Below are 13,965 nucleotides of genomic sequence, written 5' to 3' on the forward strand. Positions count from 1 at the left end.
AACAATTGACCGTTTATGCCACATGTTGTAAAATCAAGCTTGTCTTGTTCTTATTTTCTCAATAGGAAAAGAAGACGGGATTATTGCTTTACCTATAATTATAGCGCCCGAACTAAGCGCCCGGAAAAAGGCTTAGTTGACGAGGATGGAGGTTATCGAATTTTCGGCGGATGCCTCCCGGCTGAGTGTGCAGATCACAGCCGTAAGGATTTCTTCAAACCAAGGGGGTGACTCCTTGAACAAAGAGAAATCACATGATCTTCCAAAAAACATGTAGGAGGGGACGATTGAAAGTCCCCTTGAAATTTGACTTTCTTCGTCTCCTTTTACAATCTTAGGAGGAAGAAAAATATGTGTGGAATCGTAGGTTATATCGGTCAGCTTGATGCGAAGGAAATTTTATTAAAAGGGTTAGAGAAGCTTGAGTATCGCGGTTATGACTCTGCTGGTATTGCTGTTGCCAACGAACAGGGAATCCATGTGTTCAAAGAAAAAGGACGCATTGCAGATCTTCGTGAAGTTGTGGATGCCAATGTAGAAGCGAAAGCCGGAATTGGGCATACTCGCTGGGCTACACACGGCGAACCAAGCTATCTGAACGCTCACCCGCATCAAAGCGCACTGGGACGCTTTACACTTGTTCATAACGGCGTGATCGAGAACTATGTTCAGCTGAAGCAAGAGTATTTGCAAGATGTAGAGCTCAAAAGTGACACCGATACAGAAGTAGTCGTTCAAGTAATCGAGCAATTCGTCAATGGAGGACTTGAGACAGAAGAAGCGTTCCGCAAAACACTTACACTGTTAAAAGGCTCTTATGCAATTGCTTTATTCGATAACGACAACAGAGAAACGATTTTTGTAGCGAAAAACAAAAGCCCTCTATTAGTAGGTCTTGGAGATACATTCAACGTCGTAGCATCTGATGCAATGGCGATGCTTCAAGTAACCAACGAATATGTTGAGCTGATGGATAAAGAAATGGTTATCGTCACTGATGACCAAGTTGTCATCAAAAACCTTGATGGTGACGTGATTACACGTGCGTCTTATATTGCTGAGCTTGATGCCAGTGATATCGAAAAAGGCACGTACCCTCACTACATGTTGAAAGAAACGGATGAGCAGCCTGTTGTTATGCGCAAAATCATCCAAACGTATCAAGATGAAAACGGCAAGCTGTCTGTGCCTGGTGATATCGCTGCCGCTGTAGCGGAAGCGGACCGCATCTATATCATTGGCTGCGGAACAAGCTACCATGCAGGACTTGTCGGTAAACAATATATTGAAATGTGGGCAAACGTGCCGGTTGAAGTGCATGTAGCGAGTGAATTCTCCTACAACATGCCGCTTCTGTCTAAGAAACCGCTCTTCATTTTCCTTTCTCAAAGCGGAGAAACAGCAGACAGCCGCGCGGTTCTCGTTCAAGTCAAAGCACTCGGACACAAAGCCCTGACAATCACAAACGTACCTGGATCAACGCTTTCTCGTGAAGCTGACTATACATTGCTGCTTCATGCAGGCCCTGAGATCGCTGTTGCGTCAACGAAAGCATACACTGCACAAATTGCAGTTCTTGCGGTTCTTGCTTCTGTGGCTGCTGACAAAAACGGCATCGATATCGGATTTGACCTCGTCAAAGAACTCGGTATCGCTGCAAACGCAATGGAAGCTCTATGCGACCAGAAAGACGAAATGGAAATGATCGCCCGTGAATACCTGACTGTATCCAGAAACGCTTTCTTCATCGGACGCGGCCTTGACTACTTCGTATGTGTCGAAGGCGCACTGAAGCTGAAAGAGATTTCTTACATCCAGGCAGAAGGTTTTGCCGGCGGTGAGCTAAAGCACGGAACGATTGCCTTGATCGAACAAGGAACACCAGTATTCGCACTGGCAACTCAAGAGCACGTAAACCTAAGCATCCGCGGAAACGTCAAAGAAGTTGCCGCTCGCGGAGCAAACACATGCATCATCTCACTGAAAGGCCTAGACGATGCGGATGACAGATTCGTACTGCCGGAAGTAAACCCAGCACTTGCTCCGTTGGTATCTGTTGTTCCATTGCAGCTGATCGCTTACTATGCTGCACTGCATCGCGGCTGTGATGTTGATAAACCGCGTAACCTTGCGAAGAGTGTTACTGTGGAGTAATAAATGTTTAACCCCTTTGGATAAGATTATCTAAAGGGGTGTTTTTATGTCCAAAAGCGAAAGAACGTCTACAGTGGAAAAATGGATTAAAGAAGTTGATGGTACAGGACCCGACTATCGATCGGCCATGGCTATAGATTTAAGATGTTTCCTCATTAGATCGGTCAATCAGGTTAAAAGGCATTAAAACTTGGAGAGAAACTGCTTTTGCCTAACTGAGTTTTCTGATGTTAATACAGATATAAGAGAGCAGTTCCTCATTAAGATACGCTTTTGATAGCAGTTGGAATTTAGCATGCTAGAAATCCGAAAACCGGAGAGCCTATTGGAATGATAACGTGTTTTTTTATTGACAATTAATAAAGGGCAAAGAATTCTAGAAGTCGCACTTACAATGTACTTGTGGGATTAGGTTTTAAAGTTCATCCTTTTTTTATTGAGTACATTCCGGTTTAAGTTGAAATGATTCAGTAAAGGACACGCCATAAATAAAAGGTAGCGTATGACTCCCATTTTTTCCATGAAAACGATATTTCTAAGATTTCATCTTTCGTAGGCTTTCGATTCATATTACGTAATATTTTTATCGAACGAATTAGACACACATCATCGATTGGAAAAGCTGTCGGGAACCTAAGGCAGCGCATTAGAACATAATTGGCTGTCCAAGGACCGATTCCTCGTATTTTAATTAAGTTTTTTTCAGCATCTTTAAAGTTCATTTTCATTAATTTTTCCCTCGATAATTCTCCACTTGCCATTAATCTGGCTATTCCAATGATATATTCACTTTTTTTTACCGTCATTTTAATATCTGCCAGGTCGGTAGGGGTTAACCGTGCAATTCGTTCGTACGGTGGGAACACCCAATACTTTTTACCATTCCATTCAATAGAATCGCCAAATGCTTCTACAAATTGCTTCTTTAAGGAGTACGCGAAGGCTAAGTTAATTTGTTGCCCTAAAACTCCCCAACATAAAGCTTCAAATAAATCGGGAATGCCGATCACTCGCAACCCATAAAATTTTCGGGCAGGCATTTTAAGTAATGGATCTGCTTTTGCCATTTCATAAAATGGAGTTAAATCGTTATCAAGATCAAACCATTCATGAATATATTTTACAATCTCTTCCCGTTTCCACTGCTCAACAGGTCTAGAATCGTTTAGGAATTGAACAATCATTTGTTTATTATTGATTACGCTTACCTGCACTAAGGACCGAATTTCCCCAATGGCTATAACTTTTGTAATGATATTGTTTTCTATTTCATACATGCATTCATTTTTTTCCCTGGTTAGGTAGCCTAGGTTCGCATTCATGTCGAATATTTCAGGTAATGTAATGACGATAACATCATTGACTTCATGCCATGCCACTTTTTCTTTCTCCTTATCTTAAATAATTATAAGAAAACTCACGCTGGTTGAAATTAGTTTATCACATAATCATCTTTACTCATTTTGTTATCTTGCTATTACATTCTAACCATCTTATTTTTTTCTATTTATGAGGTTATAGTGTAGTTATCAAGAATGCTAAACGGGAGTAGATAAAAATGGCCCAAGATATAAAAAACGCGTGTCGAAAATTTAAATTGGGATTCAATTCAAAATGAATTAGATGAGCCATGTAAGGAGAGGTGAGATAAATGCCGGATAGTATCAATAACGGACATAAAGAGAGCCATGATCATAGAATTTCGAATGATGTAGAAATGATAACAGATGAAAAGTGGCAAGCAATTATAAATAATGATGCTGCGTACAATAATCAATTTTTCTACGCTGTAAAGTCGACAGGGGTATTCTGTAAACCATCCTGTAAATCTCGTGTTCCGAAAAAAGAAAATGTATGCATTTTTCCAAACGCAGAACAAGCTCTCCGCGCAAATTTTCGCCCTTGTAAACGTTGCAAGCCCACTAATGAAAAAATGCCTGATAGCGAGTGGGTTGATTTAATTACTGAATACATTGATAAAAATTTCACAGAAAAATTAACGCTAGAATCGTTAGCAGATATTTGTCATGGGAGTCCGTATCATATGCATCGAACATTTAAAAAGATTAAAGGCATTACGCTGGTTGAGTATATACAACAAGTTAGAGTACACGCGGCTAAAAAGTATTTGATTCAGACAAATAAATCGATTGGAGATATCGCTATATGTGTGGGTATAGCTAACGCGCCTTATTTTATTACTTTATTTAAAAAGAAAACTGGACAGACACCAGCACAATTTCGTCAAATGAGTAAAATGGAGGAAACGTACAATGGAAACAAATAAACCAACCCTTTATTGGTCTTTACTAATGTTCAAGAATTGGAATTTTTATATTGCTTCAACTTTAAAGGGGCTTGTGTTTGTAGGTTCACAGAACAAACCAATCGAGGAATTGTTCGAATGGGCTAAGAAACGCTTTCCAGGAAGTCTTCTTGTTGAAGATGATGATAAGCTTGAACCCTATGCTGTTGAAATCACTCAATATCTAGAAGGAAAGCGGAAAAACTTTACTGTTCCAGTTGAGTACGCCGGTACGCAATTTCAGCTAGCCGTCTGGAATGCACTTTGTGAAATTCCTTATGGACAGACGAAATCCTATTCCGACATTGCAAATGATATAAATAAACCAGCAGCTGTTCGTGCTGTAGGTGCGGCTATTGGGGCTAATCCGGTATTAATTACTGTACCGTGCCATCGTGTAATAGGAAAGAATGGCTCATTAACTGGCTATCGGGGCGGATTTGAAATGAAGACACTGCTCCTCGATCTGGAAAAGCGAGCTTCATCTGAAATGGATGTTCCTCATTGAAAGTGAATCATCTATAATGGGTTGGATTCTTTTAGAGGAAAGTAAAGACCAGTTTACTGATAAACTTGACAACTTTTAAAATTTAGCATATCTTATACGTAACTTAATAATCGATGCAGATGTTTATTTTTCCTTTTAAAATATGTAGGCCTTTAGCATTCTTTTCATATTTAATTTTAAATATTGATAGGATGAAAAAGTATCCTAATAAAAAAGGAAGAGAACATGAGTCGATTTATTTGATAATCAGGACTATATTAAAGGAAATGAAAACATAGCATAAAGTAAAGACCAATAATAAGGTAGCACTTCAAAAAACTTCGCTGAAGTTAGTTGAAGTGAAGCCGACAATTTTCAGGATTCAATGATCTAACATAATCATTGAAATTTTGAAGTTGTCGGCTTTTTTGTTGGAAAAAAATAGAGATAAATAAAAATTGAAATAAATAATAGACAAATATGATCTGATTGAAAGGTCTTTTGACCAATAATGAGTTTTAAAAAAGGGAGAATTTAGAATGTTAGTTTCGCTGAGTTTGTCATCATTATTAACATTATTTTTTATTATGCTTATGGCTTCTGGGATTAGTGGACTATTGTTTTTACATCCGCGAGTACCCTTGAGTTTTGTTCGCATTCATATTGGGATCTTGGCTTTACCACTTTTGGTTTCCTTACTGATTCTTGCCAATAGTGGTGTGAGTGGAAATGTTGGCCCTTGGCACTTAGATTCCTTAGCTTGTTTAATGACTTTCTTTGTTCTTGCAATTGGATTCATCATTCAGCGTTTTTCTGTACGTTACTTAATGGGGGATCGATCTTATCGAAAATATTTTACGCTTTTTACTTTCACAACAGGAGCTGCTTCAATGACATGGTTAAGTGGTGATCTCCGCTTGATGGTTCTATTTTGGGGAGCGACTCTTGTTGGATTAACCTTACTTATTAGGTTAAACAGTGCTTGGCAAGTGGCTAGTGAAGCAGCCAAAATTTCTGGCCGGTTATTTTTGTTAAGTTGGTTTTCTTTGTTTTTTGCGATGATGTGGCTTTTTCATGCCACAGGTCAATGGCAGCTATCATTGGTTGTAACAAATGAAAGTTTAGCTGGGCTGGGAGAATGGGAGAGAACAGGGATTCAGCTATTGATTGTACTGGCGGTGATCATTCCTGCAGCTCAATGGCCGTTCCAAAGATGGTTGGTTGAGTCTATTGTTGCTCCCACCCCAGTTTCTGCAATTATGCATGCAGGTTTAGTAAATGCTGGAGGAATAATCCTAACTCGATTTTCACCTCTATTTCATGGTGGTATCGCTTCGATTATCTTACTTCTGCTTGCTAGCATTTCTGTATTGATTGGAACTGGAATTAGTTTAGTTCAGGTTGATTATAAACGCCAGTTAGTAGGCTCCACGATTGGACAAATGGGGTTTATGCTCATTCAGTGTGCATTAGGCGCCTATATAGCAGCCATTATTCATCTTATTTTACATGGTTTATTCAAAGCTACGTTGTTTCTACAAGCTGGTTCAGCAGTAGGGCGTCATGAAGTATCGGCTCGCACTAATGAAAGAACATCCTATTTATGGATCATGGCTGGTCGGATTTTATCCTTAGTTATAGGTGTTGCTTTTTGGCTCGCTGCTCCTGGAGAGGGATATCAATTCATTAGTGCGCTGATCTTAGGGTGGTCATTGTCCGTTTCTTGGAATCAGCTTGTCGCTTTTGGAGAGGGCCGAATTGGCCGAATTGCCGGCTTAACTGTTTTAGGAGGAGCAGCCCTCGTATATTTTATCATTCATAACCTTTTCTATAAGTGGCTGCATACAACCATTTTTCAAAGTGTTCAACCTCCAATGTCAGCTGTCATGATTGTCGTATGTCTCTTATTATTTGGCAGTGCTTTAGGTACATGGGTTGCTCGTTATCGTTCTTCCGTTTTTTTCGCGGTGCTCTATCTTTGGTTAGTTCGATTAGGTGAAGCAAAACCAAAGTCAGTAGAGAGTCACCCAGACTACCTTAAACAATATATTTCATAAGGAGCTAATCTGAGATGGGCATTACATCCGTATTAACGAAAGATAATGTAAAAAAGATAGATACAGATATTGATGTTCAAGAAAGGGATCTTAACGTTTTCATTACATCTGCCAGCCGAGTGATTGCACCACTTTGGCCTATTTCTACATTTGCTGCACGTAATCCGTGGATGGGACTTGAAAACCAACCTTTTGATCAGGTTGCAAGTTGGTTGAAAAACACTCGCGATGTTGATATATACCCTAGTGCGTCTATGATCCGTTCAGCAAAGAATAAAGGTGAGATTGATGAAGATTTTGTGGAAATGGGGCTGCAGCGTTGGCTTGATTCACATTCCTATCACATCCCACGGGACGTGGCAGAGCGATTTTGTCATGCTGCATTAAAGTTAGATCCCCTGCCTTCCGACCTTTTATCATCACATGAGCTGGAGAAATTAGTAGGTGAATGTAGTGGATTGGATCATATCGAGAATGTGTTTATGCAGCCACTAAGTTCGTATATAGAGAATCAAGATGGTGAAAGGCTAGTCAATATACTAGATCATCATGTCATTAAATGGAGTAAATTATATCTTGATGACTCTCAAGCAGGCTGGACAATGCCTAATCGTGAGGAAGGTTTCTATCGTGCTTGGCAGCATCTCATTCAATATGATCCAGCACTTAGCAAAAAGCAGCGAGAAAGGTTAAAAGGTTGGCCGAAAGAGGCACATTTGGCTTTACAGGAAGCCTTATTCGCACTAGAAATCCCAGAGTCAGAAATCCAGACTTATCTTGAAGGTCATTTACTTTCATTACCTGGATGGGCAGGGATGATGCTTTGGCGCTCCCAGCAATCGAGCCACGAACATGCACTCCTAACAGAATACTTAGCGGTTCGAATATCCATGGAGTGGGCTCTTATAAAGCCATACTTACCTTTGAATGAACGATCTAAGAAAACAATTTCAATTGCTCCCCTTATAGCAGCTTGGATTCATTGGGGTGGGCATACATTAGAAGAATGGTCACAGATGACGGCCATTGAACAAAACGAATATTTATCATTTGCCTACAGCTTTGATGAGAAACTTCGCAAGAAACTTTGGTTAGAAGCTTGGGAACAAACGTACACTGATCGATTAAGCCAGAAGATCATCTCGAAACAACGTGAAACCGGCGGTAAAAAATCTGCATTAGCTCAATTAGCATTCTGCATCGATGTACGATCAGAACCTTTTCGTCGTCATCTAGAAAAAGAAGGCCCGTTTGAAACGATTGGTATTGCTGGTTTCTTCGGGGTGCCGATTGCAACTTGTGAACTTGGCAGTAAACACAGTCATGCTTCCTTGCCGATCATACAAAAACCGCAAAATAAAATAAAAGAGTTCGCAGATGAGGATGTATTCAAAAAATACAATCAACGGAAGCAAGCAATTCATTCTTTAAGCCATACCTTTAAAACGATGAAGCAGAATGCGCTTTCGAGCTTACTACTGCCTGAGCTAAGCGGACCTTGGCTTACTCTGCAAATGGCAGCCCGTAGCTTTGTGCCAAGAAAGGCGGGTCGTTTCATTCGTAATCTCCGTGAGGCTTGGTTACGCAAACCTGATACAAAACTCTCGCTTCATCATGATGCTACAGAGGCAGAAATACCTGTGGGTTTTACTGATGAAGAAAAAGTGAACTATGCTCGCCAAGCATTAAAAATGATGGGGTTAACAGAGAACATCGCACCATTGGTCGTAATTTGCGGGCATGGCAGTCAAAGCACTAATAATCCTTATTCTGCAGCCCTTGATTGTGGTGCCTGCGGTGGAGCGGCCGGTGGATTCAATGCAAGAGTTTTAGCTGCTTTATGTAATCTATCAGAGGTACGAGAAGCTCTTTTAGCTGAAGGAATTAAAATTCCTGAGGATACGGTTTTTGCAGCAGCTGAACATAATACAACAGTAGATGAATTACATTGGCTTTATGTACCAGAGCTTTCCGAAGCTGCACAAGAAGCATTTGAACAAATTGAAGCCGTGATGCCGAAAGTGAGACATCATGTAAACGCAGAACGTCTAGCCCAATTACCGAATTTCCAATCGAAGCTAAAAAATCCGAAGGCTGAGGCAAACCGATTTGCGGAAGATTGGAGTGAGATACGTCCGGAATGGGGACTGGCTCGTAATGCCGCTTTTATTATCGGTAAACGTGAACTAACTCAGGATTGTGATTTGGAAGGCAGAGCCTTTCTCCATAATTATGATTGGAAGCAGGATGAAAGCGGTGAACTCCTAGCAAATATTATTGCAGGACCTGGAACTGTAGCCCAATGGATTAATTTACAATATTACGCATCAACGGTAGCACCTCATTATTATGGCAGCGGAAATAAAGCAACTCAAACCGTTACTGCAGGTCTCGGCGTTATGCAGGGGAATGCAAGCGATTTGTTAGCCGGACTGCCTTGGCAATCCGTCATGGAATCAGATCACGAGGCCTATCATTCTCCTCTTCGTTTATTGATACTCATCCAAGCACCTAGAGAATATGTAGAACGGTTATTAAATAATGATTCAGCATTTCTGCAAAAAGTTCAAAATGGATGGGTCCGACTGGCTAGTCTTGATCCAGAAGGATGTTGGGAAAGCTGGTAATGATGAATCTAAGCATTTATCAAATGGATTTGTTATTCAAAATAAAAATGATAAACATAAGGAAGAGGTGTGCTGTATGAATGTAAACCAAAATAAAAAAGTATTATTTTTGACGGATATTGAAAACGGTTTGGAGCCTATTTTACAAGAAGCGACTAACACTTCTGCAGAGAATATGTTGACTATACAAAGCTATGGTGCCGGTATTTCACATCCTTATGGAGAAATCATGAGGTCTGTTATTTTTGCGATTTACCAGGAAGATGTTGAGGAGATTTTTGTAGTAGGAACAAAAGATAAGAAGACTTCCGCAGGTAATGGACTAACTCAACTTGAAACAATGAAAGATAAAATACAAACATTGGATTATCTTTTTCAAAATTGCAAGCCTGAATTTTTAGGTGGTACGGTCGATGAATGGCTAAATGAAAATAGCAGTGACACCATTGAAAAAAGTGTTGATATGATTCGACATCATCCCCTAGTGCCGTCATATGTTAAAGTTAGAGGTTTATTCGTTCATCATAAGGATGGAAAACCCTCAATCGCGGAGGGTCCTGATGCTAAAACAGGTCAAGCCATACCTGATCATTGCTTGTCACGATGAAATACAGGTTCAACTTCTAAACGCACCCATATATGGAGAAAGCAGTTCTAAGGAGATTGTATGAGCGCTAATTTAACTGATTTTGTCACGAAAACAATAGAGGACATGAACTCGTTTGATCGTGAAAATATGGAATTTATGAAAAAACTAATTAGAAAAGCAATTGATTTTTATCATCTAAAGTCTTATGAAGAAGTTGAGGAAACCCATTCAGGAAATGTTCGATTTTTGCATGTCCACTCTATGATGGAAGAAAATATGTTATCCAAAATGATAGTGGTCACAAGAAACGGTAAAACTGATTTGGATATTGAAGGTGTATATGAAGGATATGTTGTAAGAGAATATTAATGAGACGAAATCACAAATAGAATATGCCAATTTTTTTGCTCAGGAGATGTATTAGATATGAAAAAGTCTAAGGGTTCTATTGAATCAGAGATCAGTAAGTCCATTACTCAATGGGAGAAGGATTATCTTGGGCGGGGGTCTGTATCTGTTAAGACTGATATACTGCGGGACATGATCATCGTCAATTTAAAAGGGATTTTAACACCAGCCGAATATGTAGTTTGTGGATCAAAAGAGGGTATGTTATCTATCAAACAAACTCGTTCGGAGTTAGTTGAATCAGGTATAGAAGGCCTTAAGGATATTATCTTAAAAATAACCGGAGAAAAAGTGAAAAGTTTTCATACTGATTTAAGCTCCCGGACAGGTGAACGAGTGATGGTATTTAAATTATGTAATGATCTAGAGAAAAATTTGGAAAAGATCTTATAATCTAAAGAAAATAAATGTTAAGACGGTATGGAATTTGTTGTGAATTGAACATAAAGAACTGCCGATTCTTTTGTTTTACAATTATGGTATCATTGATAACTTTTATTCATATCCTAAGCGGACATAAAGAGATATCAATTCATAGTACACTGTTGTGTTATTCCTGTCGAAAGATCTAACATCCGCTGTTGTTATGAGCGGATGTTTTTTTACATCTATTTTAAATACATGAATTTGATGCTGGTGATTAGTCACTTGAACAATATTAAATTCACTTTAATTGAAAACATCCTTGTCACCTTCCAGGTTCACCCAAGTGTTTTGTGAAATGATTATGAGACCAATTTCGTAAAGCTTGATGATAAATTTAAGCGGTGAACAAAATTGATATGCTGTCTTCAGTTTCATTTCACGGAATTAGTCAGAGATAAACCTTTAATTAAATATATCCAAAAAACGGATTGACATATCGAAATATAACGATATAATAATCGATATGGAACCAATTGAAGTATTCAAAGCCTTATCAAATGAATCAAGGCTGCAAATTTTACAATGGCTGAAGGAGCCCGATCGTCATTTTGCACCCCATGAAGGGATTGATATGAACACAATCGGGGTATGTGTCAGTCAAATAACAGACAAATTGAAAATGACGCAATCGACAGCTTCTCAATATCTTACCATCCTTTTAAGAGCCGGCTTGATTAAGGCGGAGCGTATTGGAAAGTACACATATTACAAAAGAGATGAAGAAGCCATTGGGAAACTTGCTGACTTTCTTAAAACAGAGATATAAAAATAAACATCAAAAGATGTTTATTTTTACACCATACATATCGACATATTACGATGTGTTTATTTTTTATAATAACATATCGATAATTCGTGATATGTTTATTAATAATTAAGGAGTGAATGTTTTATGTCTAACACTTGGAAAATTTATATTTTAGCCATTGTCAGCTTTTTAGTTGGAACCTCAGAGTACATCATTTCCGGAATTTTGGATCAAATTGCTCATACTCTCGGGATCACTTTAGCTGCCGCGGGCCAGTTTATTACCATTTTTTCACTTGTATATGCTCTTTCTACACCCGTACTTATGGCGTTGACAGCAAGTATGGATAGACGCAAATTGATGATGTATGCCCTAGGTTTGTTTGTGTTCGGTAATGTCCTGGCTTTTGTATTGCCTGGTTATGGATGGTTTATTGCAGCGCGGATCATTATGGCGATGGGAGCAGGTGTGGTGGTTGTCACCGCATTAACGATTGCCGCTAAGATTGCATCGGAAGGGAAGCAGGGAAGTGCCATCGCTACGGTCGTGATGGGATTTACCGCTTCTTTAATCATTGGTGTTCCGCTTGGAAGAATGATAGCAGTAGCATTAGGCTGGAAGTCTGTATTTGGAGCCATTGCTTTGTTGGGATTGATCGCAATGGTCGTTATTTTCTTTACTCTTCCGCATACTGAAGGGGATAAGCCTGTGCCTTTGCTTCAACAGCTTGCTCTTTTCAAAAAACGGAAAGTGGCTATGGGATTATCAATCACTTTCTTCTGGCTCGGGGGATATTCTGTTGCTTACACTTATTTGTCACCGTATCTCTTGAACATCTCAGGTATAAACGGCAACTTGCTTAGCGGTGTTTTGCTTATATTTGGAATTGCCAGTTTGGTTGGATCAAAGTTTGGGGGATATAGCACCGATAAATGGGGAGTGCCCTTTACACTCGTTGGCGGGATGACGTTGCATATCGTCACACTGATTCTTCTGTCACTTGTCACTCATTCCTATATCGGAGTGTTGGTGATTCTCATATTATGGTCGTTTGCCGCATGGTCCACCGGTCCGACACAGCAATTTCACCTGGCTACAATAGAACCGGAAATGTCAGGTGTTTTGCTTAGCATGAATCAGTCAATGATGCAATTCGCCATGGCGGTCGGCGCAGGTATAGGAGGGGTTTTTGTGGAAAACGTATCATTGGCCTCGATTACCTGGGTTGGTGCGTTAGGGGTTATGATTGCCATTATTGCATCATTGCTGATTTTCAATTCGCAACCGAAACAAGCGCTAAAAGATATCAATCAATAATTTCGAAAGATCTAACATCCGCTCGTTATACAAGCGGGTGTTTTTTTATAGGCTCAAGTAGAAGGCACACTGAAGCTGAAAGGGATTTTTGCCGACGGAGAGCAGAAGCACAGCAAGTTATAATATACTAGGAAGGGAAATAACGGTATGGCAGAAGGGTTCTAGCGCTTCTCGCCTGTAAGATCATTACTTTGAGGATGTGTCATCGTGAATCAAAAGACGTACATTGAAATGAGCAGGACATCGCAGTACATCAACAAAATGAGAGAGTATTCAGTGCTAATTGATGGGGCTGAGATGGGAACTATCAAAGATGGAGGAAGGCTGCGAATTGATTTACCGCCTGGTGAGCATGTTATTCAAGTGAAGATTGCTTGGTGTACAAGCCCAACTTTGAGGTTTACTTTAGCGGAAGGAGAAGTGTTGAAGTTTAGATGCGGAAGTCCGCTTCGAGGTTGGAAGTTGCTTTTGGCACTTTTTTCTGTTTTGGGCCGTCCTGAAAATTATCTGTTTATCGAGCAGGAAGAAGAGAAAAAGCTTTGTGGTGACTTTGTTGTGTGAATAAATAGGAATAAATAGATTAAATACCCCTGAATTATGTTTTGTGAAAGATTGATATTAGCGGTAGCCTTCTCAATGTCGTTCTCGGTTGGAGAAGGCTGCGTATAAGAAATTCTCGGACTTTGCGGATAGACCTTCCGATTTCAGGATTAATGTCTTCTGGGTGGATGAGTCCGATTTCATCATAGTATCGCAGTGTTTTTGTTGATACTTTGCATATCTTTGAAAATTCGCTGATCGATAGCCGAGTGATCACCTCCATGCTCCAAATGTACACCTTTCCGTA

The 13,965-nt window shown here is 39.7% G+C and carries 13 protein-coding genes and 1 pseudogene; 12 read left to right on the top strand and 2 right to left on the bottom strand.

What is annotated here, in order from left to right; genetic code table 11:
• The first annotated feature begins 351 nt into the window (after positions 1 to 351).
• Together glmS and NSU05_RS01150 are read left to right on the top strand one after the other, a co-directional pair.
• A complete protein-coding gene (glmS, locus tag NSU05_RS01145) occupies positions 352 to 2,154 on the top strand; it encodes a glutamine--fructose-6-phosphate transaminase (isomerizing) (RefSeq protein WP_015252962.1) in 1,803 nt (600 codons plus the stop codon).
• 46 nt (positions 2,155 to 2,200) lie between these two features.
• A complete protein-coding gene (locus NSU05_RS01150) occupies positions 2,201 to 2,341 on the top strand; it encodes a hypothetical protein (protein ID WP_154231159.1) in 141 nt (46 codons plus the stop codon).
• Positions 2,342 to 2,621: 280 nt separating this feature from the next.
• On the opposite strand, the gene alkA is transcribed toward NSU05_RS01150, so the two are convergent.
• Positions 2,622 to 3,533, bottom strand: coding sequence for a DNA-3-methyladenine glycosidase II (gene alkA / locus NSU05_RS01155; RefSeq protein WP_038428287.1), 912 nt, complete (start codon positions 3,531 to 3,533; stop codon positions 2,622 to 2,624).
• A gap of 272 nt (positions 3,534 to 3,805) precedes the next feature.
• Here alkA and adaA point away from each other — a divergent pair, with 272 nt between their 5' ends.
• The 10 genes from adaA to NSU05_RS01205 all read left to right on the top strand — a co-directional run bounded on the left by adaA (position 3,806) and on the right by NSU05_RS01205 (position 13,679).
• Positions 3,806 to 4,441: a bifunctional transcriptional activator/DNA repair enzyme AdaA gene (gene adaA, locus NSU05_RS01160; protein WP_038428288.1), complete on the top strand. Its 636-nt coding sequence runs from the start codon at positions 3,806 to 3,808 to the stop codon at positions 4,439 to 4,441.
• Complete coding sequence (adaB, locus tag NSU05_RS01165) at positions 4,428 to 4,967, top strand: methylated-DNA--[protein]-cysteine S-methyltransferase (RefSeq protein WP_029726931.1); 540 nt, start codon at positions 4,428 to 4,430, stop codon at positions 4,965 to 4,967. Before adaA ends, adaB begins: the two co-directional genes overlap by 14 nt.
• Before the next feature lie 518 nt (positions 4,968 to 5,485).
• Positions 5,486 to 7,003 carry an NADH dehydrogenase subunit 5 gene (locus NSU05_RS01170; protein ID WP_038428289.1) on the top strand — a complete coding sequence of 506 codons (1,518 nt, stop codon included), beginning with the start codon at positions 5,486 to 5,488 and terminating at the stop codon, positions 7,001 to 7,003.
• A gap of 14 nt (positions 7,004 to 7,017) precedes the next feature.
• Positions 7,018 to 9,630: a YbcC family protein gene (locus NSU05_RS01175; RefSeq protein ID WP_046380741.1), complete on the top strand. Its 2,613-nt coding sequence runs from the start codon at positions 7,018 to 7,020 to the stop codon at positions 9,628 to 9,630.
• A gap of 76 nt (positions 9,631 to 9,706) precedes the next feature.
• Positions 9,707 to 10,237: a carbonic anhydrase gene (locus NSU05_RS01180; RefSeq protein ID WP_017694953.1), complete on the top strand. Its 531-nt coding sequence runs from the start codon at positions 9,707 to 9,709 to the stop codon at positions 10,235 to 10,237.
• Positions 10,238 to 10,297: 60 nt separating this feature from the next.
• Complete coding sequence (locus tag NSU05_RS01185) at positions 10,298 to 10,588, top strand: DUF6407 family protein (RefSeq protein WP_017694954.1); 291 nt, start codon at positions 10,298 to 10,300, stop codon at positions 10,586 to 10,588.
• 57 nt (positions 10,589 to 10,645) lie between these two features.
• Complete coding sequence (locus NSU05_RS01190) at positions 10,646 to 11,020, top strand: DUF2294 domain-containing protein (protein ID WP_003246482.1); 375 nt, start codon at positions 10,646 to 10,648, stop codon at positions 11,018 to 11,020.
• A gap of 496 nt (positions 11,021 to 11,516) precedes the next feature.
• Positions 11,517 to 11,819 carry a metalloregulator ArsR/SmtB family transcription factor gene (locus tag NSU05_RS01195; RefSeq protein WP_003234907.1) on the top strand — a complete coding sequence of 101 codons (303 nt, stop codon included), beginning with the start codon at positions 11,517 to 11,519 and terminating at the stop codon, positions 11,817 to 11,819.
• A gap of 126 nt (positions 11,820 to 11,945) precedes the next feature.
• Entirely contained in the window at positions 11,946 to 13,118 is a 1,173-nt protein-coding gene (locus NSU05_RS01200; protein WP_038428292.1) for an MFS transporter, read from the top strand.
• A gap of 207 nt (positions 13,119 to 13,325) precedes the next feature.
• Entirely contained in the window at positions 13,326 to 13,679 is a 354-nt protein-coding gene (locus NSU05_RS01205; protein ID WP_029317260.1) for a hypothetical protein, read from the top strand.
• A gap of 106 nt (positions 13,680 to 13,785) precedes the next feature.
• Here NSU05_RS01205 and NSU05_RS01210 read toward each other — a convergent pair.
• Positions 13,786 to 13,941: pseudogene (locus NSU05_RS01210) on the bottom strand (MerR family DNA-binding transcriptional regulator); the annotation flags it as partial.
• Between the last annotated feature and the right edge of the window lie 24 nt (positions 13,942 to 13,965).

Origin of the sequence: Bacillus sp. EU52 (genome assembly GCF_037964975.1) — a bacterium.
In the GTDB taxonomy this organism is placed as follows: domain Bacteria; phylum Bacillota; class Bacilli; order Bacillales; family Bacillaceae; genus Bacillus; species Bacillus subtilis.

What these genes read in the sequence shown, in the direction of transcription:
- NSU05_RS01200 (WP_038428292.1), top strand. Translation starts at nt 11,946, where the DNA reads ATGTCTAACACTTGGAAAATTTATATTTTAGCCATTGTCAGCTTTTTA.
- NSU05_RS01175 (WP_046380741.1), top strand. Translation starts at nt 7,018, where the DNA reads ATGGGCATTACATCCGTATTAACGAAAGATAATGTAAAAAAGATAGAT.
- NSU05_RS01170 (WP_038428289.1), top strand. Translation starts at nt 5,486, where the DNA reads ATGTTAGTTTCGCTGAGTTTGTCATCATTATTAACATTATTTTTTATT.
- NSU05_RS01180 (WP_017694953.1), top strand. Translation starts at nt 9,707, where the DNA reads ATGAATGTAAACCAAAATAAAAAAGTATTATTTTTGACGGATATTGAA.
- glmS (WP_015252962.1), top strand. Translation starts at nt 352, where the DNA reads ATGTGTGGAATCGTAGGTTATATCGGTCAGCTTGATGCGAAGGAAATT.
- NSU05_RS01190 (WP_003246482.1), top strand. Translation starts at nt 10,646, where the DNA reads ATGAAAAAGTCTAAGGGTTCTATTGAATCAGAGATCAGTAAGTCCATT.
- NSU05_RS01195 (WP_003234907.1), top strand. Translation starts at nt 11,517, where the DNA reads ATGGAACCAATTGAAGTATTCAAAGCCTTATCAAATGAATCAAGGCTG.
- adaB (WP_029726931.1), top strand. Translation starts at nt 4,428, where the DNA reads ATGGAAACAAATAAACCAACCCTTTATTGGTCTTTACTAATGTTCAAG.
- NSU05_RS01150 (WP_154231159.1), top strand. Translation starts at nt 2,201, where the DNA reads ATGTCCAAAAGCGAAAGAACGTCTACAGTGGAAAAATGGATTAAAGAA.
- adaA (WP_038428288.1), top strand. Translation starts at nt 3,806, where the DNA reads ATGCCGGATAGTATCAATAACGGACATAAAGAGAGCCATGATCATAGA.
- NSU05_RS01185 (WP_017694954.1), top strand. Translation starts at nt 10,298, where the DNA reads ATGAGCGCTAATTTAACTGATTTTGTCACGAAAACAATAGAGGACATG.